The sequence below is a fragment of the Flavobacterium gyeonganense genome (assembly GCF_029625295.1).
Taxonomy (GTDB): Bacteria; Bacteroidota; Bacteroidia; order Flavobacteriales; family Flavobacteriaceae; genus Flavobacterium; species Flavobacterium gyeonganense.
Genome location: NZ_CP121112.1, coordinates 81049 through 103347, shown reverse-complemented (window position 1 = coordinate 103347; position 22299 = coordinate 81049). Strand labels below are relative to the sequence as shown.

The 22299-nt window shown below is 35.0% G+C and carries 13 protein-coding genes and 1 pseudogene; 5 read left to right on the top strand and 9 right to left on the bottom strand.

Features of this window, described 5'->3' with window-relative positions; translation table 11 throughout:
- Positions 1 to 48: 48 nt before the first annotated feature.
- The 3 genes and pseudogenes from P5P89_RS21745 to P5P89_RS00375 all read right to left on the bottom strand — a co-directional run bounded on the left by P5P89_RS21745 (position 49) and on the right by P5P89_RS00375 (position 4920).
- A pseudogene (locus P5P89_RS21745) lies at positions 49 to 2797 on the bottom strand (gluzincin family metallopeptidase).
- Positions 2798 to 3067: 270 nt separating this feature from the next.
- Positions 3068 to 3796, bottom strand: coding sequence for an LOG family protein (locus P5P89_RS00380; RefSeq protein WP_223680337.1), 729 nt, complete (start codon positions 3794 to 3796; stop codon positions 3068 to 3070).
- A 230-nt stretch (positions 3797 to 4026) separates the two neighbouring features.
- Positions 4027 to 4920 carry a dienelactone hydrolase family protein gene (locus P5P89_RS00375; RefSeq protein ID WP_278010242.1) on the bottom strand — a complete coding sequence of 298 codons (894 nt, stop codon included), beginning with the start codon at positions 4918 to 4920 and terminating at the stop codon, positions 4027 to 4029.
- Positions 4921 to 5058: 138 nt separating this feature from the next.
- Here P5P89_RS00375 and P5P89_RS00370 point away from each other — a divergent pair, with 138 nt between their 5' ends.
- From P5P89_RS00370 to P5P89_RS00355, 4 genes are all read left to right on the top strand, one after another.
- On the top strand, positions 5059 to 6504 hold the full coding sequence (locus P5P89_RS00370; protein WP_278010241.1) for an ATP-binding protein: 1446 nt from the start codon (positions 5059 to 5061) through the stop codon (positions 6502 to 6504).
- Between the two features lie 57 nt (positions 6505 to 6561).
- Positions 6562 to 6993 carry a response regulator gene (locus P5P89_RS00365; protein ID WP_278010240.1) on the top strand — a complete coding sequence of 144 codons (432 nt, stop codon included), beginning with the start codon at positions 6562 to 6564 and terminating at the stop codon, positions 6991 to 6993.
- Between the two features lie 103 nt (positions 6994 to 7096).
- Positions 7097 to 13453, top strand: coding sequence for a HAMP domain-containing protein (locus tag P5P89_RS00360; protein ID WP_278010239.1), 6357 nt, complete (start codon positions 7097 to 7099; stop codon positions 13451 to 13453).
- Positions 13454 to 13459: 6 nt separating this feature from the next.
- The gene (locus tag P5P89_RS00355) at positions 13460 to 14704 is read left to right on the top strand and encodes a hybrid sensor histidine kinase/response regulator (RefSeq protein ID WP_278010238.1); all 1245 of its coding nucleotides are present in this window, start codon (positions 13460 to 13462) and stop codon (positions 14702 to 14704) included.
- Positions 14705 to 14769: 65 nt separating this feature from the next.
- Here the strand turns inward: P5P89_RS00355 and P5P89_RS00350 are convergent, their stop codons facing one another.
- Positions 14770 to 15159 carry a hypothetical protein gene (locus P5P89_RS00350; RefSeq protein ID WP_278010237.1) on the bottom strand — a complete coding sequence of 130 codons (390 nt, stop codon included), beginning with the start codon at positions 15157 to 15159 and terminating at the stop codon, positions 14770 to 14772.
- 267 nt (positions 15160 to 15426) lie between these two features.
- Here P5P89_RS00350 and P5P89_RS00345 point away from each other — a divergent pair, with 267 nt between their 5' ends.
- Positions 15427 to 15873: a response regulator gene (locus P5P89_RS00345; RefSeq protein WP_278010236.1), complete on the top strand. Its 447-nt coding sequence runs from the start codon at positions 15427 to 15429 to the stop codon at positions 15871 to 15873.
- 39 nt (positions 15874 to 15912) lie between these two features.
- On the opposite strand, the gene P5P89_RS00340 is transcribed toward P5P89_RS00345, so the two are convergent.
- The 5 genes from P5P89_RS00340 to P5P89_RS00320 all read right to left on the bottom strand — a co-directional run bounded on the left by P5P89_RS00340 (position 15913) and on the right by P5P89_RS00320 (position 22263).
- Entirely contained in the window at positions 15913 to 19182 is a 3270-nt protein-coding gene (locus tag P5P89_RS00340; RefSeq protein ID WP_278010235.1) for a CheR family methyltransferase, read from the bottom strand.
- 122 nt (positions 19183 to 19304) lie between these two features.
- Entirely contained in the window at positions 19305 to 19697 is a 393-nt protein-coding gene (locus tag P5P89_RS00335; protein WP_278010234.1) for a response regulator, read from the bottom strand.
- 497 nt (positions 19698 to 20194) lie between these two features.
- Positions 20195 to 20875 carry an SRPBCC family protein gene (locus tag P5P89_RS00330; protein WP_278010233.1) on the bottom strand — a complete coding sequence of 227 codons (681 nt, stop codon included), beginning with the start codon at positions 20873 to 20875 and terminating at the stop codon, positions 20195 to 20197.
- A gap of 197 nt (positions 20876 to 21072) precedes the next feature.
- The gene (locus P5P89_RS00325; protein ID WP_278010232.1) at positions 21073 to 21456 is read right to left on the bottom strand and encodes a hypothetical protein; all 384 of its coding nucleotides are present in this window, start codon (positions 21454 to 21456) and stop codon (positions 21073 to 21075) included.
- Between the two features lie 324 nt (positions 21457 to 21780).
- Positions 21781 to 22263, bottom strand: coding sequence for a CinA family protein (locus P5P89_RS00320; RefSeq protein ID WP_278010231.1), 483 nt, complete (start codon positions 22261 to 22263; stop codon positions 21781 to 21783).
- Between the last annotated feature and the right edge of the window lie 36 nt (positions 22264 to 22299).

Here is a 22299-nt window from a genome sequence, read left to right as displayed (position 1 = left end):
CAATAGTAAGCTAATAATTATTCATGTTTTTGTTTAAAATACGAATGATTAAAGCCACTTTCGGGTGAAAAGATTGACTAATGTTTTGGGAGACAAGGTGATAACAAATCTGATTTTTTGATTGTAATTTGGCTGGGAAATTTCCCATCCGTTATTCGAATACACAGGAAAAAAAACCTCAAAATAGTCAGGTAAAAGGTTTAAACGTATCCCACTGTCGTACACAAAGTGTTCATTTTGATGTTTGTTTTTTGTAAAGCCCAGGTCGCCGTAAGCTTCAATCCAGTTCCATATCGAATAGCTGGCATTTAAAGTAGTCATCCATTGATTGGCATATCTAGGCTCGATAATAGATTTGAATCCTCCTTCGGCAATAACATACTGCTGACTGAAAAAACCTGTACTTTCAGATCTTCCGTAGAAATTATAGTCAAATAGATAATCGGTTGGACGGTCTAAACCAAAACTGAAATAATCTGAATTGGTTGAATTATATAAAAAACTTCCGGCATATAATCTCAAATTTAATTTACGATTATTCTCAAATAGCCTTCTGTATTCAATTTCTCCTGCTAATTTTCCAAAGTTCCCTGAAAACTGTGCATCTGTCATGAAACTAAAATGGTTAATCAATTCTGTTTTGGTATTCACATAACGGAGATTAAAAACAGAATAATTTGGAGTAGAATTATCAGTAATATATTCCGTTGCTTCACGATTTACGATTACCTGTCTTGCGATAATAAACTGTTTTCGGTTATCTCTGAAATTATCTTCACGAATTCTAAACTGAACCATTGGATTTAGTCTGAAATAAGCCGCATCCGGAGCATAATGAAAATAATTCTGACTGATAGAATATCGGATATTGTATAATCTGCTTTCCCTGTAATAATGATTTAATGAAAAAGCAGATGATCCTGAAACTGTTCCTGCTTTAATAGAATAAGCCGGGTTAATATCAAATGTAAATGGTTTTTCTAATATGGTTTTGTTATGTAAGCGTATTCCGGGCGTAAAACCATCGTAATAATTATAAGTAAGTGTTGGTACATATAATATTTGATTGTAATAAGGGTCTTCTAAATCTTTGGAGAAATTAAATTTAATGGGGCGATTTGTAATGACCAGACTTTTCAATGACTTCCAGTTGTTTCGCTGATTATATTCAGGAACTTCATTATTGTAATTCAAAACAATTTTATCTGCATTTTTTCTTTCGAAAACGTAAACAGAATCATTTTTTTGGGGTTCAATCCATTGTTTAAAAACAATATTGTTCTTTTTAAGTCCGTAAACAGGTACCGGAACAAATGTGTTTGTTTTATTCTTTATCGAAAAATGGATGGAATCTTGGGTTCTGGAAACATTTGAAAACTTATAATCGATGATTTCGCGTGAGCCAATAATGGTTTCAAAAAACCAGTCAATTTTTTTGGGCTTTTCTGGGTCAGTATTTTTTCAAAATCAGATCGGTTTACCTGTTGTATCTTGTTTAAGTTATAAAATTCCTGAAGACTTTCAGGTACGATATTGTGATTTAAGTAATCATCCAGGTAACTCAGGCTTAATCCCGCGCGATATTTGCCTGCAATCTGTTCATTAAATTTAATGAGTGTATTTTTTGGATCACCCAATGGCTGATCGAGGTTTTTTCGGGCCATCAGCATGTAATAATAGCTGTATTGCTCATTAAAAGTAAGATTGGTAATGTTATAACTTTTAAACAGCTTCATTTTGGAAAGCCTGCCCAGCATTTTTTGATCCATGTGGTTTTCTTCCATGAATTTCATCATTGCATAAATCTGGATTCCATCATAAATCCAGTTGTCTTTTCGGGGATCTAGGCGCAGGCTGTATTGTAGGTAATTATTTAAAAATGTTTTTAAAAATGTTATTTCAAATATAAACTCATCCGGAAACGGACTCATAAAAGAAGGAAGCTGATTCAGTCCGTAAAAAGGATTCCGGTCATAATCTGTCTGCGATACCGTAATTTTTTTATGTGGATATTTTCCAAGAAAATCATTCGCAAAAGTGATTATTTTATTGATGATTATTGCTTTTTGTATCTCATCAAGTCTTTTGTTTTTTAAATTGGTAAGAACTTCAAGCTCACCATTATTATAACTCTTGAAAGTATTTTGCTTTTCAATAAATAAATTAAAATCTGTTCTGCTGTTTCCTGAAAAAAGTAGGTGCTGAAGGCAGTGGAAGAAGAATCTGTTGAAACGGAATCCAGATCTGTGGTAATGGTATATTGATTTGGGACTTTTATTTCTAATTCGTAATCAGTTACAGCATTTGCAATATCATCAAGGTTATAGTTGTGGTATTTTATAAAATCATGATTTTCAAAACGTGCGGGACTCAAAAACCAGTTTCTCAGGTTCATATCGCCATTTTGATTATAGCCGTAACGTGTAAATTTATCGCTCGGAATTTTGGCAATATAGGTAAGATGTAAATCAATTTTGCTGCCCGGAGGCAATTTGTTTTTCAGTTTAATTACAATAAAATCAGGATTTTCATTTGTTCTTTCCCATTCCAATGCCATAAACTGCGCATCTGTCAGCTCAAGTATGGTTGTGTTTCCGCGTTCTTCCGGTTTGGCTAAGTGAAAGCCTTTATAAAATTCATCTGAGAAACGTAAAGCCAGTGGCGTGTTTTTGTCAGAAAACGCATTATTCCAGTCATTTAAGACAATAGAACCTAAAGAATCGTTTGCAGTATTATAATAAGTAATGTCTTGTTTTATGTGCAGTGTTTTAAGCTCAGTATTCACCGCCACCTCGATCTTAGACTGGTGCTGCGCGAATTGTTTTAATGAGGACATCAAAACAAAAATGGAAACAAAGATTTTAAAAAATGGTTTCAATACAGGCTTACATTTAGGTGTATAATAGTACTTACGTGCTTATGGCTTTTTGGGTTTTGTTGTAAAAATAGTATAAAAAAAAGCTGTTTAAAAAGACAGCTCTTATTTTTTGTAACTCCACCATATAAATAATATAAAAATTCTAGGTTTTTATACGGTTCAGTTAGTGCACTTATATGGTGAAAAATATTAAAAGTTTGGACTTAAGTCGTATTTCTTGTAGAATTTATCCAGCACATCAACAACTTCGTCTTCAGTATCTACGATTTTAAATAGGTTTAAGTCATCAGGACTCACTGTATGCATTTTTTCCACTAGCACTGTTTTTACCCATTCAATCAGTCCTGACCAAAATTCAACACCTACTAGTATGATAGGGAATTTTCCAATTTTTTTAGTCTGGATCAGGGTTATTGCTTCAAACATTTCGTCTAATGTTCCAAATCCTCCGGGCATGACTACAAAACCCTGTGAATATTTTACAAACATTACTTTTCTAACAAAAAAGTAATCGAAATTCAGGTTTTTATCATGATCAATATAAGGGTTGAAATGCTGTTCAAAAGGCAGTTCGATATTTAAACCAACAGAAGTTCCTCCGCCCAAATGAGCGCCTTTGTTTCCTGCTTCCATAATTCCTGGCCCGCCACCTGTAATAACGCCATAACCTGCTTTACTAATTTTATAAGCAATTTTTTCTGCCAGTAAATAATATTTATCGTCTGGTTTTGTTCTTGCAGATCCAAAAATAGAAACACATGGACCAATACGCCCCATACTTTCGTATCCGTTTACAAATTCGGCCATGATTTTAAAAATTGCCCAACTGTCATTGGTCCTGATTTCATTCCACGTTTTTTGTTTCAAACGATCCTGAATTACTTTATCTTCATCATTATCAAAATCTTCTAATCTCATTATGTGTATTATTAATTTATTATTTGCTGAGAATTTTTTAGCTTTTATGGTTTTATGCCAGAAAATAACAGCTTTGACATGTTTTAAAACACTGACAAAGCTGTTGCACTAAATTAACTCTTTTTTTGAAAATTGTTATAAAAATGTGGTTTTTGTTCCCTCGTGTAAAAAACATTTCTGTTAACTGTTTAATTATTATTGTTTTATGAACAAAAAATGCTGGTTTAGATTTATTTTTTTATCAGTTTTTCTTTAAAAAAATCAATGGTTCTTTTCCATGATAAATTTGCGGCTGCTTCGTCATACCTTGGTGTTGTATTGTTATGAAAACCATGATTTACACCCTGATAAAAATAAGCAGTATGTTCGACTTTGTTTAGTTTAAGTACTTCCTCAAATGCGGGCCAGCCTTCGTTAACACGTGTATCCAGACCTGCATAATGCAAAAGGAGCGGAGTCTTTATTTTTTCTGCTTCTTCTTTGTTGGGCTGTCCGCCGTAATACGGAACAGCAGCTGATAAAGAAGGTATTTTTACTGCCATCATATTCGAAATCCATCCTCCAAAACAAAATCCGACAACACCAACCTGACCATTACAATCTTTGTGTGATTTCAGATATTCGTATGCGGCAATAAAATCCTCCAGCATTTCTTCACGTGTACGTTTTTTTTGGAGTTCACGTCCAGCATCATCATTGCCCGGATATCCGCCTAATGGAGATAAAGCATCAGGTGCCAAAGTAATAAACCCTTCTATTGCAGCCCTTCTTCCCACATCTTCAATGTAAGGATTTAATCCCCTGTTTTCATGTACGATAATAATTCCGGGTAATTTATTTTTGGTTTCAGCAGGTTTTGACAGTTGACCTTTGATAGTACCTCCGCCTTTTGGTGAATCGTAGCTGATGTATTGTGTTTTTAGTTTTGGATCGTTAAAAGGAATTAAAATGCTATCCGCATAATTTGGGCTCATGAAGCTTAGGAGAGACGGGAGGGTAATAGCTCCTACAGCAAAAACAGATAGCTTTTCTATAAATTGTCTTCTTCCGATTTTATTATGGGCATAATCATCGTATAAATCAAACACTTCCTGAGAGATATCTTCTTTGGTTAATTTTTGCATAGCGGTTAATTTATGAGTAGTTTTAGTAAATAAGATTTATAAGCAGTATAAAAGTAAAAAATATAGATTTAAGAATCTTTTTTTATTATTTTTATTAGCTTAGAAATCCCATATTCGCAAAAAGTTTAAATTTTAATAATGAAATTATCGTATCAAATACTTTTGGCATTTACCCTGATAATTTTATTGTCTGTTGCTGATTCCTATACTAATTATATGTTGTCTAAAAAGGTACAGCGAAATTCACAGTTTCTTGCCAGATCAGAAGAGATAATTCGAAACTCGAATAAAACACATAAAGCTATTATTGAAATGCAGAGTGCTTTTAGAGGATACTTGCTGACAAATGACGAAACTTTTCTGGATTCTTATTTTAAAGGACGTGAAATTTTGCCAGGTCTGATAAAAGAACAGCAATACAGGATTGGTAGTCATAATAAGCAGCGGGAAATATTAGATTCAATCAGCAGCCTTCACAACAGCTGGCTAAATTATTCTGCTAAATTGATAATTTCGCGTGAAAAGTTTCCTGATTCGTATCAAAATCTTTTTGATAATTCATTAAAAAGGCACATTGGAAAAAAAATAAATGATGCCATTAATCTCAAGTTTTCAAGATTTGATAAAATAGAATATAAAAGAAGGAAGCTGCATACCGATAGATTGTTGATTTCCTTACAAAATGCGCATACATTTTCTTTTATCTTCCTCACGTTAACAATTGTGGTTGGGATTTTTAGTACAGCATATATTCTGATAGTCACTACTAAAAGAATTAGTTCGATGGTAAGCCTTGCCGAAAATATATCGAAAGGTAATTTTACCAGTGTGAAAGATACGGGTAATGACGAATTATCTGCTTTGGCTGTTTCCCTAAACACCATGTCTGAAAAGTTGGATAAGAACATTCATGAATTAAAAAACAGAAATGCAGAGTTAAATAAATTTGCTTACGTAGTATCTCATGATTTGAAAGCTCCTGTGAGGGGAATTCATAATGTTATTTCATGGATTGAGGAAGATTATGCTGATCAGCTTTCACCCGAAATCAAAAGATATTTGAACATTATACCGCAAAAAACACAGCGTATGGAAGCGCTTATTAATGGTTTGCTGGACTATGCACGACTAAACCTTAAGACACCGCCAGAAAGCATAAAAACAAATGAACTTGTTCAGGAAATTGCAGATTCTATTGTTCCAAGATCCTTTACTCTTGAAATTGGTGATCTGCCTGATTTATTTACAGAAAGAATTAAGCTCGAACAGGTTTTTGCTAATTTGATCAGTAATGCAGTAAAATATACACCAAAAGAACAAGGTGGAATAATCCAGATTAAATGCAAAATATTTGCGGACTTTTATGAATTTTCAGTTAAAGACAATGGTATTGGTATTGCCGAAGAATTTCATCAAAAGATATTCGAAATATTTCAGACACTTCGTGAGCAGAACGAGCAGGAGAGTACAGGAGTAGGTCTTGCAATTGTAAAAAAAATAATAGATGATCAGCAAGAATCCATCACAGTAAAATCGGTATTAGGAGAGGGTGCTGAATTTATTTTTACGTGGCGAAATAGTTAAAATATAAATATCAGGAGTAAATACGTATTCCTGCTTAAAAATAAACATTTTATAAGGATGAAAAAACCAACGATCTTATTAATAGAAGATGATGAACTTGACATCATAAGTGTGGAGCGCTCATTGAAAAAAATTGATAGTGAATATGTGCTCCATACCGCTTATAATGGAATTGAAGCCTTAAAAATCCTTAGGGACAAAGATTCAGGATTAATTCCGGATGTCATTCTTCTGGATATTAATATGCCCAGAATGAACGGCATAGAGTTTTTAAAAATTATAAGAGAAGATAAAAAACTAAAGAATTTAAAAGTTTTTATAATGACAACTTCTTCTGAAGCTGACGACAGATTTGAGGCAGAAAAATTAGGGATATCAGGATATATTATCAAACCTCTGAATTATACCGACAATTCAAAAAGACCGGATTCTATGGAGGCTTTTGTACAATTTCATTTAAGGAAAATATTACTTGATGAAAACATGTAAAACCTGTTTTTAATGCTAAATTAGAGGTTTATAACTGGAATTTAAAAGTGCAATAAATTGGTTGGCAGATTTTTTTAAATCATTCTTATAAAGAATTGAAAACATGAAAAAAATAAAAAATAATACAGAAAATCCCGAAAGTGTGATAGTAATTCCGGTAGTTGCCGGAGAAAAATCTCTAAAGACTAAAACTAAAAAAGCAGATGTAGAGGATTCTATTTTAACTGATGCGGAGTTTCTGAAAATTTTGCTTAAGGTTAAAAATGGTAATTTTGCCCAACGCTTTCCAACCGATCAAAACGGTACTAAAAGATCGATTTGTGAAACTTTAAATGAAATCATCGATCTTAATGAACGCATGGTTTTTGAATTCCAAAAAGTTGGGAAAAGCATCGGTAAACAGGGAAAACTAACCAATCGTGTCGCACTCGACGGAGCAAGAGGTTCGTGGAGTTCCTGCGTAGATTCGGTTAACACACTAATTTCAGATCTGGTACACCCGACAATTGAAATTGCACACGTAATTACATCGGTGGCAAAAGGAAATCTTTCACAGGAAATGCCGCTTTCCATTGAAGGAAATCCGCTTCAGGGAGAATTTCTCAGAATTGCAAAAGAGGTAAACGGAATGGTAAAACAGCTGAACCTTTTCTCGATGGAGGTAACCCGTGTGGCGCGTGAGGTAGGTACAGAAGGTAAACTGGGAGGTCAGGCAAAAGTGCGTGGTGTTGGTGGGGTTTGGAAAGATTTGACCGACTCGGTAAACAAAATGGCATCGAACTTAACCGGTCAGGTACGTAATATTGCCGATGTAACCACGGCAGTAGCAAAAGGTGACCTTTCGAAAAAAATTACTGTTGACGTAAAAGGAGAAATCTTAGAACTTAAAAATACCATCAACACGATGGTGGATCAGCTGAATTCGTTTTCATCTGAGGTAACGCGTGTGGCGCGTGAGGTAGGTACAGAAGGTAAATTGGGGGGACAGGCGCAGGTAAAAGGTGTCGGCGGAACCTGGAAAGATTTAACAGACTCTGTAAACCAGATGGCATCAAACTTAACTGGTCAGGTACGTAATATTGCCGATGTAACAACCGCGGTTGCAAAAGGAGATTTATCTAAGAAAATTACCGTTGACGTAAAAGGAGAAATCCTTGAACTTAAAAATACTATTAACACGATGGTAGATCAGCTGAACTCGTTTTCTTCTGAGGTAACGCGTGTGGCGGTAGAGGTAGGATCGGAAGGAAAACTGGGAGGTCAGGCAAAAGTACGAGGTGTTGGTGGGGTTTGGAAAGATTTGACCGATTCGGTAAATCAAATGGCAAGTAACTTAACCGGTCAGGTACGTAATATTGCCGAAGTAACAACAGCAGTGGCAAAAGGCGACCTTTCGAAAAAAATTACAGTAAACGTTGCAGGAGAGATTCTGGAACTTAAGAATACCATCAATACGATGGTGGATCAGCTGAACTCCTTTGGTGCCGAGGTAACCCGTGTGGCACGTGAGGTAGGATCAGAAGGAAAACTGGGAGGTCAGGCAAAAGTAAAAGGAGTTGGTGGAACCTGGAAAGATTTAACGGATTCGGTGAACCAGATGGCATCGAATCTTACTGGTCAGGTACGTAATATTGCTGAGGTAACAACCGCGGTGGCAAATGGTGACCTTTCTAAAAAAATTACAGCCGTTGCCGAAGGAGAGATTCTGGAGCTTAAGAAAACGATTAATACGATGGTGGACCAGCTGAACTCCTTTTCATCCGAGGTAACCCGTGTGGCACTTGAGGTAGGAACCGAAGGAAAACTGGGAGGTCAGGCAAAAGTAAAAGGAGTTGGTGGAACCTGGAAAGATTTAACGGACTCAGTGAATCAGATGGCATCGAACTTAACCGGTCAGGTGCGTAATATTGCCGAGGTAACTACTGCAGTAGCAAAAGGGGATTTATCACGTCAGATTACGGTAGATACAAAAGGGGAAATCCTGGAACTTAAAAATACGATTAACACGATGGTAGGTCAGCTGAACTCCTTTGCATCGGAGGTAACCCGTGTGGCACGTGAGGTAGGAACCGAAGGTAAATTAGGAGGACAGGCACAAGTAGAAGGTGTTGGTGGAACCTGGAAAGATTTAACTGATTCAGTAAATCAGATGGCGGGGAACCTTACCGCACAGGTACGTAATATTGCAGAAGTAACTACCGCGGTAGCAAAAGGGGATTTATCACGTCAGATTACCGTGGATACGAAAGGAGAAATCTTAGAGCTTAAAAATACAATTAATACAATGGTGGATCAGCTCCGTGACTTTGCATCGGAGGTAACAAGGGTATCCAGAGAGGTAGGAACTGAAGGGAAATTGGGAGGTCAGGCGAATGTGCCCGGAGTTGCCGGAACCTGGAAGGATTTGACCGATTCGGTGAATCAGATGGCGGGTAACTTAACCGCTCAGGTACGAAATATTGCCGATGTGGCAATTGCCGTAGCAAATGGGGATATGTCCCGAAAAATTACGGTTGACGTACGTGGAGAGATTCTGCAATTGAAAGAAACCTTAAACACGATGGTGGACCAGTTAAGGGAGTTTGCCTCTGAGGTAACCCGTGTGGCGCGTGAGGTAGGAACCGAAGGGAAACTGGGAGGACAGGCCAACGTACCAGGTGTTGCCGGAACGTGGAAAGATTTGACCGATTCGGTGAATCAGATGGCGGGTAACTTAACCACCCAGGTGCGTAATATTGCCGAGGTAACAATCGCGGTGGCAAATGGTGATATGTCCAAAAAAATTACTGCAGACGTACGTGGAGAGATTCTTCAATTGAAAGAAACTGTAAATACGATGGTGGATCAGCTTCGTGCCTTCGCCTCTGAGGTAACCCGTGTGGCGCGTGAGGTAGGAACTGAAGGAAAACTGGGAGGACAGGCTTTTGTACCAGGAGTTGCCGGAACGTGGAAAGATTTAACGGACTCGGTGAATCAGATGGCATCGAATTTAACAGGTCAGGTACGAAATATTGCAGATGTAACCAAGGCCGTAGCAAATGGTGACCTTTCGAAACAAATTACCGTTGACGTAAAAGGGGAAATCCTGGACTTGAAAAACACCTTTAATACGATGGTGGAACAGTTGAATTCATTCTCTTCTGAGGTAACCCGTGTGGCGCGTGAAGTAGGAACCGAAGGAAAACTTGGAGGACAATCAGAAGTAAAAGGGGTTGCGGGAACATGGAAAGATTTAACAGATTCGGTTAACGTAATGGCATCGAATCTAACAGGTCAGGTTCGTGGAATTGCAAAGGTTGTAACCTCCGTTGCAAAAGGAAACTTAAAACAAAAACTATCAATTGATGCCAAAGGTGAAGTAGCACAATTGACCGATACAATCAATGAGATGATTGATACCTTAGCTACCTTCTCTGATCAGGTAACTACTGTGGCCCGTGAGGTAGGTGCTGAAGGAAAACTGGGAGGGCAGGCCAATGTACCTGGTGCTTCAGGAACCTGGAAAAACTTAACAGAAAACGTAAATCAGCTCGCGGCAAACTTAACAACGCAGGTGCGTGCGATTTCTGAAGTAGCATCGGCGGTAACGCAGGGGGATTTAACCCGAACCATTGGTGTTGAAGCCAAAGGCGAGGTAGAAGCTTTGAAAGATACTATTAACCAGATGATTTCGAATCTTAAGGCAACCACTTTAAGAAATCAGGAGCAAGACTGGCTGAAATCGAATTTGGCTAAATTTACCCAAATGCTTCAGGGACAAAAAGAATTGCATTCGGTTACCAAGAAAATCCTTTCCGAGCTGGCAACCGTTGTAACGGCACAGCATGGACTTTTCTATATTTTGCAGGAAGATGAAAATTTCGAGAATTCAAAATTAAATCTTATTGCATCTTATGCATACATCAAAAGAAAAAATTCACCTACGCAATATGCAATGGGAGAAGGCCTTATAGGTCAGGTGGCTGTTGAAAAAGAACGAATTATTTTAAGCAATGTTCCTAAAGATTACATCAAAATTAATTCAGGACTTGGAGATGCAAAACCAAAAGATGTTATTATTTTACCGGTATTATTTGAAGGACAATTAAAAGCGGTTATTGAACTGGCTTCACTGGATACTTTTAGTGAAACACACCTCGATTTCCTTGAAGGGTTAACAGAGAGTATCGGAATTGTACTGAATACCATCGAATCAAATTCAAGAACAGAGGAATTACTGGTTCAGTCGCAATCATTGGCAAATGAGCTTAAAAGTCAGCAGGAAGTACTAAAAATTACGAACGAAGAGCTGGAAGAAAAGGCTATTTTATTGGCTAATCAAAAAGAAGAGGTAGAGCTTAAAAACCAGGAAGTTGAGGTTGCCAGAAAAGCATTGGAAGAAAAAGCCGATCAGCTGACTTTAACATCCAAATATAAATCGGAATTCTTAGCGAACATGTCACATGAGCTACGAACACCGCTGAACAGCTTGCAGATTTTGGCTAATGAATTAATTGCGAATCGTGACGGTAATTTATCTGAAAAACAAATTCAGTTTGCTAAAACTATTAACTCATGTGGTGATGACCTTATTCAGCTGATTAATGACATTCTGGATCTTTCGAAAATCGAATCCGGATATATTTCTGTTGATTACAATCCAATCAGTTTTGACGATATCAGCAGATTTGTTGCTTCTACTTTCAACCCTATTTCTGAAGCCAAACATGTTCGTTTTGATATTATTATGGACGAAGATCTTCCTGAAGTAATGGAAACCGATTCGCAGCGTTTGAATCAGATTTTAAAGAACCTGCTTTCAAATTCATTCAAGTTTACCGAAAAAGGACAAGTAAAACTTAAAATTTATAAAGCAAATAACAATTGGAAAACCAATAATTTAAGTCTTGAAAATGCTGAAGCGGTAGTAGCTTTTGAAATTTCGGATACGGGAATTGGTATTTCCAAAGAAAAACAAAATATCATATTTGAAGCTTTTCAGCAAGCAGAGGGTTCTACAAGCCGTAAATATGGAGGAACAGGTCTAGGGTTATCTATCAGCCGTGGACTTTCCGATTTATTGGGGGGAAGTATTGAATTAGAAAGTGAAATTAATGTAGGAAGTAAATTTACCTTATTTCTTCCTATAAAATATGTCCATATTGCCGAAGTACAAGATATTGATGTAAATGAAGACAATGATGACAAAGGAAAAATTAAATCATTACCATCAGAAAAATTCAACAGGTCCGATATAGAACTGTTCTTTGTGGATGAGGTGGGAGATGACAGAACGGATATCAAACCCGATGATAAAGTACTTTTGATTGCAGAAGATAATTTAATCTTTGCCAAAATTATGCTGGAACAGGCGCATAGCAATGGCATTAAAGCTATTGTTACTACAAAAGGAAATGATGTCATTGATTTTATTAACCAGTTTAATCCTCATGCAATCACTATGGACCTAAACATGCCGGATACCAGCGGATGGAAGATTCTGGACCGTTTAAAAACAGATTTTAACCTGCGTCACATTCCGGTATATATTATTTCCGGAGAAGATGAGAGAAATAAAGGCCTTAAACGCGGTGCAAGAAATTTTTTCGTAAAACCGGTTAAGAGTGATTCATTGAATTATTTATTTAATGATATTCATGATTTTAAAAACAAAAAGATAAAGAACCTCTTGGTAGTAGATGATAATCAGACAGAATTAGAAAGGATTATCAAAGCAGTTGACGGTAATGACATCACGATTTTTAGTGCGAAAACGGCTAAAGAAGCAGTAAAACTCATACAAGAAAAGTCATTTGACTGTATTATTTTAGATTTAGTGCTTCCTGATGCTGATGGTCTCGATATAATTACCGATCTTGAGAACAATATTGCAGGACAGGAAACGGCTATTATCATACATTCTGCAGGAGATGTTACTAAGAAACAAAAGTCAAAACTCAACAGATTTGCGCATAGTATCATTACAAAAAGTGTAAATTCTTTGGAAGAATTAGTAGATCAGACCGCCTTATTTATGCACCGTGTTCATAAAGAACTCCCTGAGGCTATGCGGGAAACCATAGAGTCATTTTATTTGAAAGAAGATGTCCTGCCGGGCAAAAAAGTATTACTGGTTGATGATGATGTTCGAAACCTGTTTGCGCTCACTACTGCATTGGAGCGTTATGGATTAAACGTTATCAGTGCAGAAAGCGGCCAGGAGGCTATTGATTTGCTTAATGAAGATAAAAATATTGATATTGTTTTGATGGATATTATGATGCCTGAAATGGATGGTTATGAAACGATGAAACGTATTCGAAAAGACACAAAACATAAGGATCTTACTATTATCGCAGTAACGGCAAAAGCGATGAAAGGAGACAGACAGCGCTGTATAGAATCAGGAGCTTCAGATTATATGACCAAACCTGTAAATGTTGAACAGCTCTCTACACTAATGCGTGTGTGGCTTAAATAATTCGAATTGTATTCAATAAAAAACAGAATGGGAGACAACAGCTCAATAAAAATTTTAATTGTGGATGACAAAAAGGAAAACCTGCTTTCTTTACAAGTCATCCTGGCTGATCCTGGTTATCAGTTTGTTGAAGCAACATCAGGAAAAGATGCCCTTCGGATTCTGTTGAAAGATCAGGATTTCGCCATTATACTTATGGATGTGCAGATGCCCTTGATGGATGGTTTTGAAACAGCTGAATTAATACGTCAGAGTGATAAGCTTAAACATGTTCCTATTATTTTTCTGACTGCTAATATGAATACGAATGAGTATATATTTAAAGGCTATCAGTCTGGTGCGGTTGACTATATGATAAAACCTCTTTCACCGGAAATTTTGCAGGCCAAAGTGATGGTTTTTACCGAATTGTTTCGAAAAAACCAAGAGTTAAAAAAGAAAGAAGAAGAAACTCATGCCCTGAATGAAATTATTTTAAAGACAAATGCACAGCTGGCTTCACAATATGAAGCAATAGAAAAGCATGCAGAAGAACTTAAAAAGAAAAATATGGAGCTTGATGCCTTTACCTACATATCAAGTCACGATCTTCAGGAGCCGCTCAGAAAAATCCAGACTTTTGCGAATCTGATCCTGGCAAACGAATATCCAAATTTATCAGAAGACGGTAAAGCCAAGTTTAACAGGATTCTTTATGCATGCAACAGAATGCGAGATCTTATAAACAGCCTTCTTGCTTTTTCACGCGCAACTCTTGATGACAGAAAGTTTGAAACAGTAGATCTTAATGTTGTTATTGAGGATGTAAAAGCGGCATTACATGAAAATCTACAGGAAAAAAATGCAGTGATTGTGACTGATTTTCATGATACTGTAAAGGTTATTCCGTTTCAGTTTGTTCAGCTAATGGAAAACCTTATTCATAATGCAATTAAGTTTGCACAGGCTGAGGTTCCATTGCAAATTACAGTAAAAAGCTGTTTTGTGAACGGATCTGAACTTGACTTTCAATGTTCTCCTGAAAGTAAGTATTGCCATATTAGCTTTGCAGATAACGGAATAGGATTTGAGCAGGAGCATAATGAAAAAATATTTGGGGTTTTTCAGAAACTTCACAGCCGCGATATATATGAAGGAACCGGTATTGGACTGGCCATTGTTAAGAAAATAATTGAAAACCATGATGGTTTTATAAATGCGACGGGAGAACCTATGAAGGGAGCTACATTCAATATATATATACCTTTTTAATGCATTCCGAAAATGTATATCAAAAATTAAAACCATTAGTTTTGGCTAATGGTTTTTTATAAAGGTTAATATTGGAAATTTCGGGGATGGTTTACAGGGTCTGTTTCTTCAAGATCCTGATCTATATCATATTCCAGATCGAGAAGGTCTTTGTTAGTGTTTTCTTTTGCAAAATCATTTATATCCCTGTCATTTTCATCATAATCTTCTTCAAGATCATCGATATTATCTGAGTCATCTTCATAAAAATTATTTATCCCCTCATCTTCATTATTGACAATATCATCATCCTGATTTACAATTTCATCATCATCATCATCATTTTGTCTTTCGTATTCATCCGCATAACTTTGATTAGCTTGGTTCGTTATATCCGAAACTGGTTTCATATCATCTTCCGGGTGATGAAAACTACGAACATCCCGACCGTAATTTTCCCTGTTTTGTGTTGTCATTTGAAATGATTTAAGTTAATAATTTATCAAACTGTACAATCAAAATTAAATGTAAATGAGACTTTTTGTTTATAGAATTAAGGGTTGCAATTATATAATTATAAGTGCTGTAAGTTATTAGGATGAATTTCATCAATAATGATAATTATATAAATACACATGGGGATTTTGTAAGTTTTTATGATCGTTTTTTGAAATATTTGAAAAAGTATCTTTTATTTTTAAAGTTACTCAGCCATTTCTTTCGTCAAATTTAATGTATAGCTTATGAACAAAAAAGGACCCATAGTAATTATTGAGAATAAACAGGGAGATCGTAAGTTATTTATAGAGGTTTTTTCCGAATTGAATTATCCAAATCAGATAATTTATTTTAACAACCCCGAAACTGCCTGTAATTATTTGCTTAGACATAAAATCAAGCCATTTCTTTTCTTTTCTGATATTGTTTTAATGAATGTAATGAATCATAAAGTAATTGAAAATAATCTTGACAATGTAGGGACATTATTTAATTGTCCTTATCTGTTTTTTACAACATCATTTAATCAGACTTACGTAATTGATCCTTACTCAATACCTATTCAGAGTTATTTTACCAGACCTTATGATTATCTTGAATTCAAAAAAATGATAAAGACAATAATTGACTACTGGTTAAAATCAAAGTCAGTCATTCAGCATCCTAAAAAAACGATAAAGACCAAATCGTAATTTTACTAAAAATGAAGGCACCATTTTTGGTGCCTTTTGTTATTCAGGTAAGTAAATGTGCACAGTAGTTCCCTGATCGACTTTACTAAATACTTTTATAAAACCTTCGTGGTTGGCAACAATTTTCTTTACAAGTGTTAATCCTAAACCACTTCCATGATATTCATCATTGTTGTGTAATCTATAGAAAGGGTCAAATATTTTGGTTGCATATTCCTGATTAAAGCCAATACCATTGTCACTTACCGTAATTTTTACGTAATTGCGATCTTTATTTCCGTCAATTTCAAGTATTTCCTCAGCTAAAGGCTGTGTTGTTTCAATTTTAATTTCAGGTATAATATTTTCTTTGGTGTACTTGATAGCATTAAGAATTAAATTTGTAAAAAGCTGTTGTATCTGATGGGAGATAATATTTAATTGTGGAAGAGGTGAAATAGTAATTATGGCTTCTTTTTCTACAATAGAATCCCTGATATCTGCAACTGTTTTTTTCAAAACAACATTTAGATCTGTTTTTTTATATTCTTTCTTTACAAAGGTAATTTTTGAATAATTAATAAGGTCGGCAATTAACTGACTCATGTTGGTAACTGAGAACAGTACTCTTTCCAGATTGTGTTTGGCAGTTTCGCTCAAACCTTCTTCATTTTCAAAAATTCTTTTGCAGAACATGTGAATCTTTCGGAGTGGTTCTTGTAAATCATGACTTGCTGCAGAAGTAAAAGCTTCAAGCTGCTCGTTATGCTTTTGTAATTCAATGTTTTTATTTGTCAGCAATTCATTTGTGGCTACTAAATCCGTAATATCTTCCATTGCCAGAAGAATTAAGCCTTCAGGGGTTGAGTCAGCTATAAGGCTTGCATTTACTATAATGGTTTTTTTATTGTTGTCAGGACATACAACATCTACTTTTAAGTTATCTATAGAGAATTCAGCATCAATTTTAATCAATTGTTCCTTAAATTCAGGAATGTCCCATTGGCAATTTCCAATTTCAAAAAGACTGTGACCCTCAGTAATTTTATCCCTTGTATTAAAATAATCGTAAAATGCAGGATTAGCACTTTTAATAATAAAGTCTTTACTTGTAACTAATAGCGGCTCACGAATGGTATTAACAATTAATTCGGAATAATTACGCATAGAAATAAGCTGTTTCTGGCGATCTATAAGTTCGTCATTGAGACACACTAATTCTTCATTATTTGACTGAAGTTCTTCAGTTGTTGTTTCAAGTTCTTCATTCATCGCCTGCAGTTCTTCACCACTGCTCAGTAATTCTTCATGGCTTGTTTGTAATTCTTCAAAAGCAGTTTGTTGCTCTTCCGTAATTCTTTTTATGTTTTCCCTTAACTGTGTTAGTTCCTTCTCAAGTTCATTAATACGTTTTTGCGCAGATTTATCATGCAGTTTTTTATCTGAATCAGGGAGTGGCATCTTGTAAAAAAGAACCATAAGGTGTTCATCGTCATTTGGAAGTAAAAATATTTCGAAAGAAATCTGATAGGGCTGTCCGTTGACCTTAACGTCGTCTTTCCTGATGTTTTCTTTTTCTTCTTTTATTTTTGAAATAGCATTCTGTAATTCGAATGAAATACCTTCACGTGCCATTTTTAAAATGTTAAAATTTGGCTTTCCGGGTGAAGGGGCTAAAAATGGACTAGTGTCACCATGAAAATGTACAATGTCGAGGTTTTTATTGATAATAACACTGGCCGGAGTATATTTCGTTAATAAGATTTCTGAAGTAATTTTCCTGAAATCATCTTCCGGTGATGCTTTCATTTCAGTTGTATGCAGTTTTACCTGCAAATTGCCCGGAACGGGTTTAAATGACTGTGTCGTATATCTTCCCGGTACAAACTTACGCGCATATATTCTTTCATGTTTTTTTATGCTCTCAAATAAATCCGGAGAGTGGGTTACTGATTCTGATTTTCCCAGAAATAGCATACCTTTTTCTTTTAAAGAATAATGAAAAGTACCTAAAACTTTATTTTGCAGGTAAGGATCGAAATAGATAAGTGTATTGCGGCAGGTAATTAAATCGATTCTTGCAAATGCAGGATCTTTTACAAAATTATGAACGGCAAAAATACACATGTCGCGAATGACTTTGTTAATATGGTAATTGCCATCACTTTTAGTAAAATAGTTTTGAAGTCTTTCTTCTGAAACGGTCTGAACATCCTGGTAAGAGTATATGCCGGATCTTGCTTTTGTAATACATTTTTCTGATATGTCAGAAGCAAAAATCTGTACCTTAATATCGTTGATGTTGTTTTTTAAAAAATATTCATGAAGAAAAATGGCTAAAGAGTACGCTTCTTCTCCTGTAGAACAACCCGCTACCCAGATTCGTAAGTTGTTATTTGTAATGTTTTTGATTAAGGATGGAAAAACAGTTCTGGACAGATTTTCAAAAGCTTCCTCATCTCTGAAAAAATAGGTTACGTGAATTAAGAAATCATTAAATAATAAATCCTGTTCATTTTTATTGTTTCTTAAAAAATTATAGTAATCTTCTATGGTATTTTTCTCAGCCAGAACCATCCTCCGCGCTATACGGCGTCTTATCGTAGGATGTTTATAGTGTCTAAAATCATTGCCTGTTCTTGAAAAAATAAGGTTGATGATTTGTAAGATGATTTCCTCGTCATTTCCCGGGATATGTTCTTCTTCTGTGTAACCATAATTAGAAATATAACTGTTTCGTATTTCCATCAATTGTGACGGAATTTTTTCAGGAGCCAGAATATAATCGGCTGCATCAGTATCTATAGGGCTTTGAGGCATTCCTTTGTAAGCAGCCGTTTCAGGATCCTGAACTATCGTAGCACCTCCAAGTTCCTTAATTTTTTTGAATCCTGCAGTACCGTCAAAACCAGTGCCCGAAAGTATAACTCCAATAGCAAAAGTCCTGTACACATCAGCAAGTGATTCGAAAAAAACGTCGATGGTATTATTTCGTCTTTCGCTTCGTGTTCTCTGCTTAAGTCTTAATGAGCCTTCTTCAACTATAAGGAGGTTATTCTCAGGAATAACGTAGATGTTATTCGGTAAAAGGGTTATATCGCTAATTATTTCATGTACAGGTATAGGCGAGTATTCTGATAGAATTTCTGTAAGACTGCTAGGATGATCTGGTGACAAGTGTTGTACAATAACATAAGCCATTCCTGAATCTGGCGATATTGCAGAAATTACTTTTTTAAAAGCATCCAATCCTCCCGCAGATGCACCAATACCTACAATTGGAAATTTTTTAACTGTATATCGGATTTCATCAGCTTCGGTTACTTTCATGAGAAAAAAATTTTCAACAAATATAACCAGTGTTTTACTATAAAACCAACGCTTTTAGTATTAAGTGGGAATTATGTAATATTTACACTTAAAATTGCAAGATTATTATTAACAGCCGTTTGTTAATTGTTATAAAAACCTAAACAATTTTGTAAAATCGTTTTCATAGTCCCAAAATCATGTGGTTTGATGTAATAGCCTGTCGCTCCCAAATTCTCAAGTTTAGTTGCAAAATCTAACGGTATTGAGGTAGAAAGTATAATTACCGGTATGTCTTTTATGAGTCCTTTTTTATTCATTTCAACTAACAGCTCCATACCATTCATAACAGGCATGTTAATGTCAAGAAAAATAACATCTGGATGTATTTCATTACAAACAAGTTTTTGTAATGCCTGAACAGGATTATGAATTGCAGTGTAGGAGGCGGTAGCTGATACTTCTTCCAGCGCTTCCAGAAAGAAATCACAGTCATCATAATCGTCATCAATCTGTAAAATATTTTTATATCTCATAATTGTTTTGATTGAATTATTTTCAAAATAATTACTTTAAAAATTATTCTTTAAAGGTAGATTCAACCGTTAAATTATATAGAAGGGTAGAATTTTTTCATACTAAGAAATTAAAGTTTAAAAATCTTTAAATAGTTGGAATTACATTAATCGATCAGGATTTTAATCGAATCTTTCTGATGCAGAACTGTTTCCTTTTGATCTCTTGTATAGTCTTCATCATCACAATGAGGAGAACAATTACTACTTATAAAGGCGATAATTGTAATGACTAAAATAATGTTTAACTGTGTTTTTTTCATAAGTTTAAATTTGGTAAGTCAATTAATTCTTATAAAAATATTTCGCACATTAACATTAAATTTATATAATTCTGTTATTATGTTATATAATACCCATATAGGTATAAGTCTTTTTTTTATCCCTTGAAAATAAATAACCCTGCAAATGAGATAATTTACAGGGTAGTTTTACAATGAAAAGTGTGATATTTAATGCTAATTTGATTCTAAATAAGTTTTAAAATTTAAAATATCATCTTTTACCATTTTTTCAAAATAGGGATTAAGAAGTTTTGCAGCGCCTTCGCCTGCAATTCCAAGTGGTGCATGATAAGAGATGGTCACGATGATTTCTGTGCCTTCGCCACTAGGTCTGAAAACAACTTTTCCAGCATTTTTGATTGATGAATCAGGAAGTGAATTCCAGCTGATCATTCTTTCCTTTTCGTCTTTAACAATTTCAGCTATCCATGAAATTTTCCCTATTCCTGCCGGACCTTTAGCCGTCCATTTAGAAGTGGTATAACTTAATGGTTTAACTGAATCAAGATGATTCATGAATTTAGGTAAATTTTCAAAATCACGCCAAAAAGCATAAACTTCACTTATAGGCTTATTGATTGTACTGTTAATTCTGATATTTACATTTGAAGCTTTATCATTTTTTAAATGATCAACCGCATCATATATTGGGCAATATCCGGACAATCCCCTTAGCAGCATGGTACCGCCTGTGCCTATTTGTACAGGACTTTTCTTTTCCTGCGACAAGCCTTTGTATAATAAATACGTTCCGCTGGTTATCATCGCGATTCTTTCGAGTGTCGATACGTTAGTTTTTAATTTTAATTTTAATTTTTTTTGTGTAGGTGCCTGTGTAAATGTGTTGGTTTCCATAATTTTTATTTTTTTATTTTATTATTTCTTGATTATATTTTTTTTCTGCTTAAGCATTAAAAATAAGTAGATTAACGAAATTTTGGATTACACGATTTTACAGATAAATTACAAAATTTTGTGTAAGCTATATTTTAATGATTCTATAGAATGTATAAATAAATAAACCGCTCTAAGAACGGTTTATTTTAAATTGGTTAAAGATCTCTGTCACGATATAATTCCCTTTTATTTTTAACGCTCTCATCTTCATCGAAATCATCATCATCGTCATCTAAATTATTATTTTCCAGATCATCTTCTTCTAAGTCATCTGTCTCATCATTATCTTCAAACAAATCATCCTCTTCTTCGATTTCGTCTGCATCTGTAAAATTTTCATCTTCCAGTCCATCGGGATCCATATCATCAGGATCTATGTAATCTTCATCCGGATCTTGTTGATTGTAAATGTTCTGTTCTTCGTTATTCGTAATTGAATTATCTAATACATTTGGTACTGAATCGTCATCTTTGTATTGTTTCTTATCTTGAAAATACAGATCACTTTGATCGTAGTTTTCTCTTTCGTCTATATTCATAATAACTAAATTTTGAGGTTACAGAGCTAAATTACAGGTACTAAGAATCAATAATTTACATCACAACGCAGTTGTAATTACATAATTTACAGCTTGTTAGTCTTTTAGTTGTACATCCGCGGGCAGCAGTGGTGAAATTTTTGATTCAGTATAAGTAAAAATAAAAACTTGATTTGATCAATTTGCTGTGCCAGTTTTTCAATAGAAGGTTAGGTGCAATGACGGTTTTATAATTATTTGTAGTAATTTCGCCTATATGGTCAGAATTTAAAATAAAAAGCTGTAAACTTTATATTGAATGAAGATTACAGCTTTTTATTGAAGTTATAAACTAGCAATACTGTCCATAATAAGCTTTGCCGTTTTGTCAATTGTTTTTGATACTATTTCTTCCGGAGTTCCCTGAAAAACTTCTCTATGACTTATTTTTTCAGTGGGAGTTATGATATAAAAGAAAATGGTACCTACGGGCTTTTCTTCAGTTTCACTTCCTCCAGGACTTGTTAATCCGGTGATGCCGACTGTTATTTCTGAATTGAATATTTTGGCTGCCTGCTGTGCCAGTAACTGCGTGACTTCTGCCGACTCCGGAGTGTGTTTTTCAATAGTTATGTGAGGAACATGTAAGATTTGTTCCTTTATAAATACATCATAGCAAACAATACCGCCACGCAAAATTTCTCCTGAATAAGAAGTCATTGAAAATTCTGCGCTCATTCTGCCGGCAGTAGCGCTTTCTGCAAAAGCAATATTCCATCCTTTTGCTGCAATTGCTTTACTGCATATCATCACAATATCTGAAGGCATACAATAGGTTTTAGTATATTAATTATTATTGCTCGC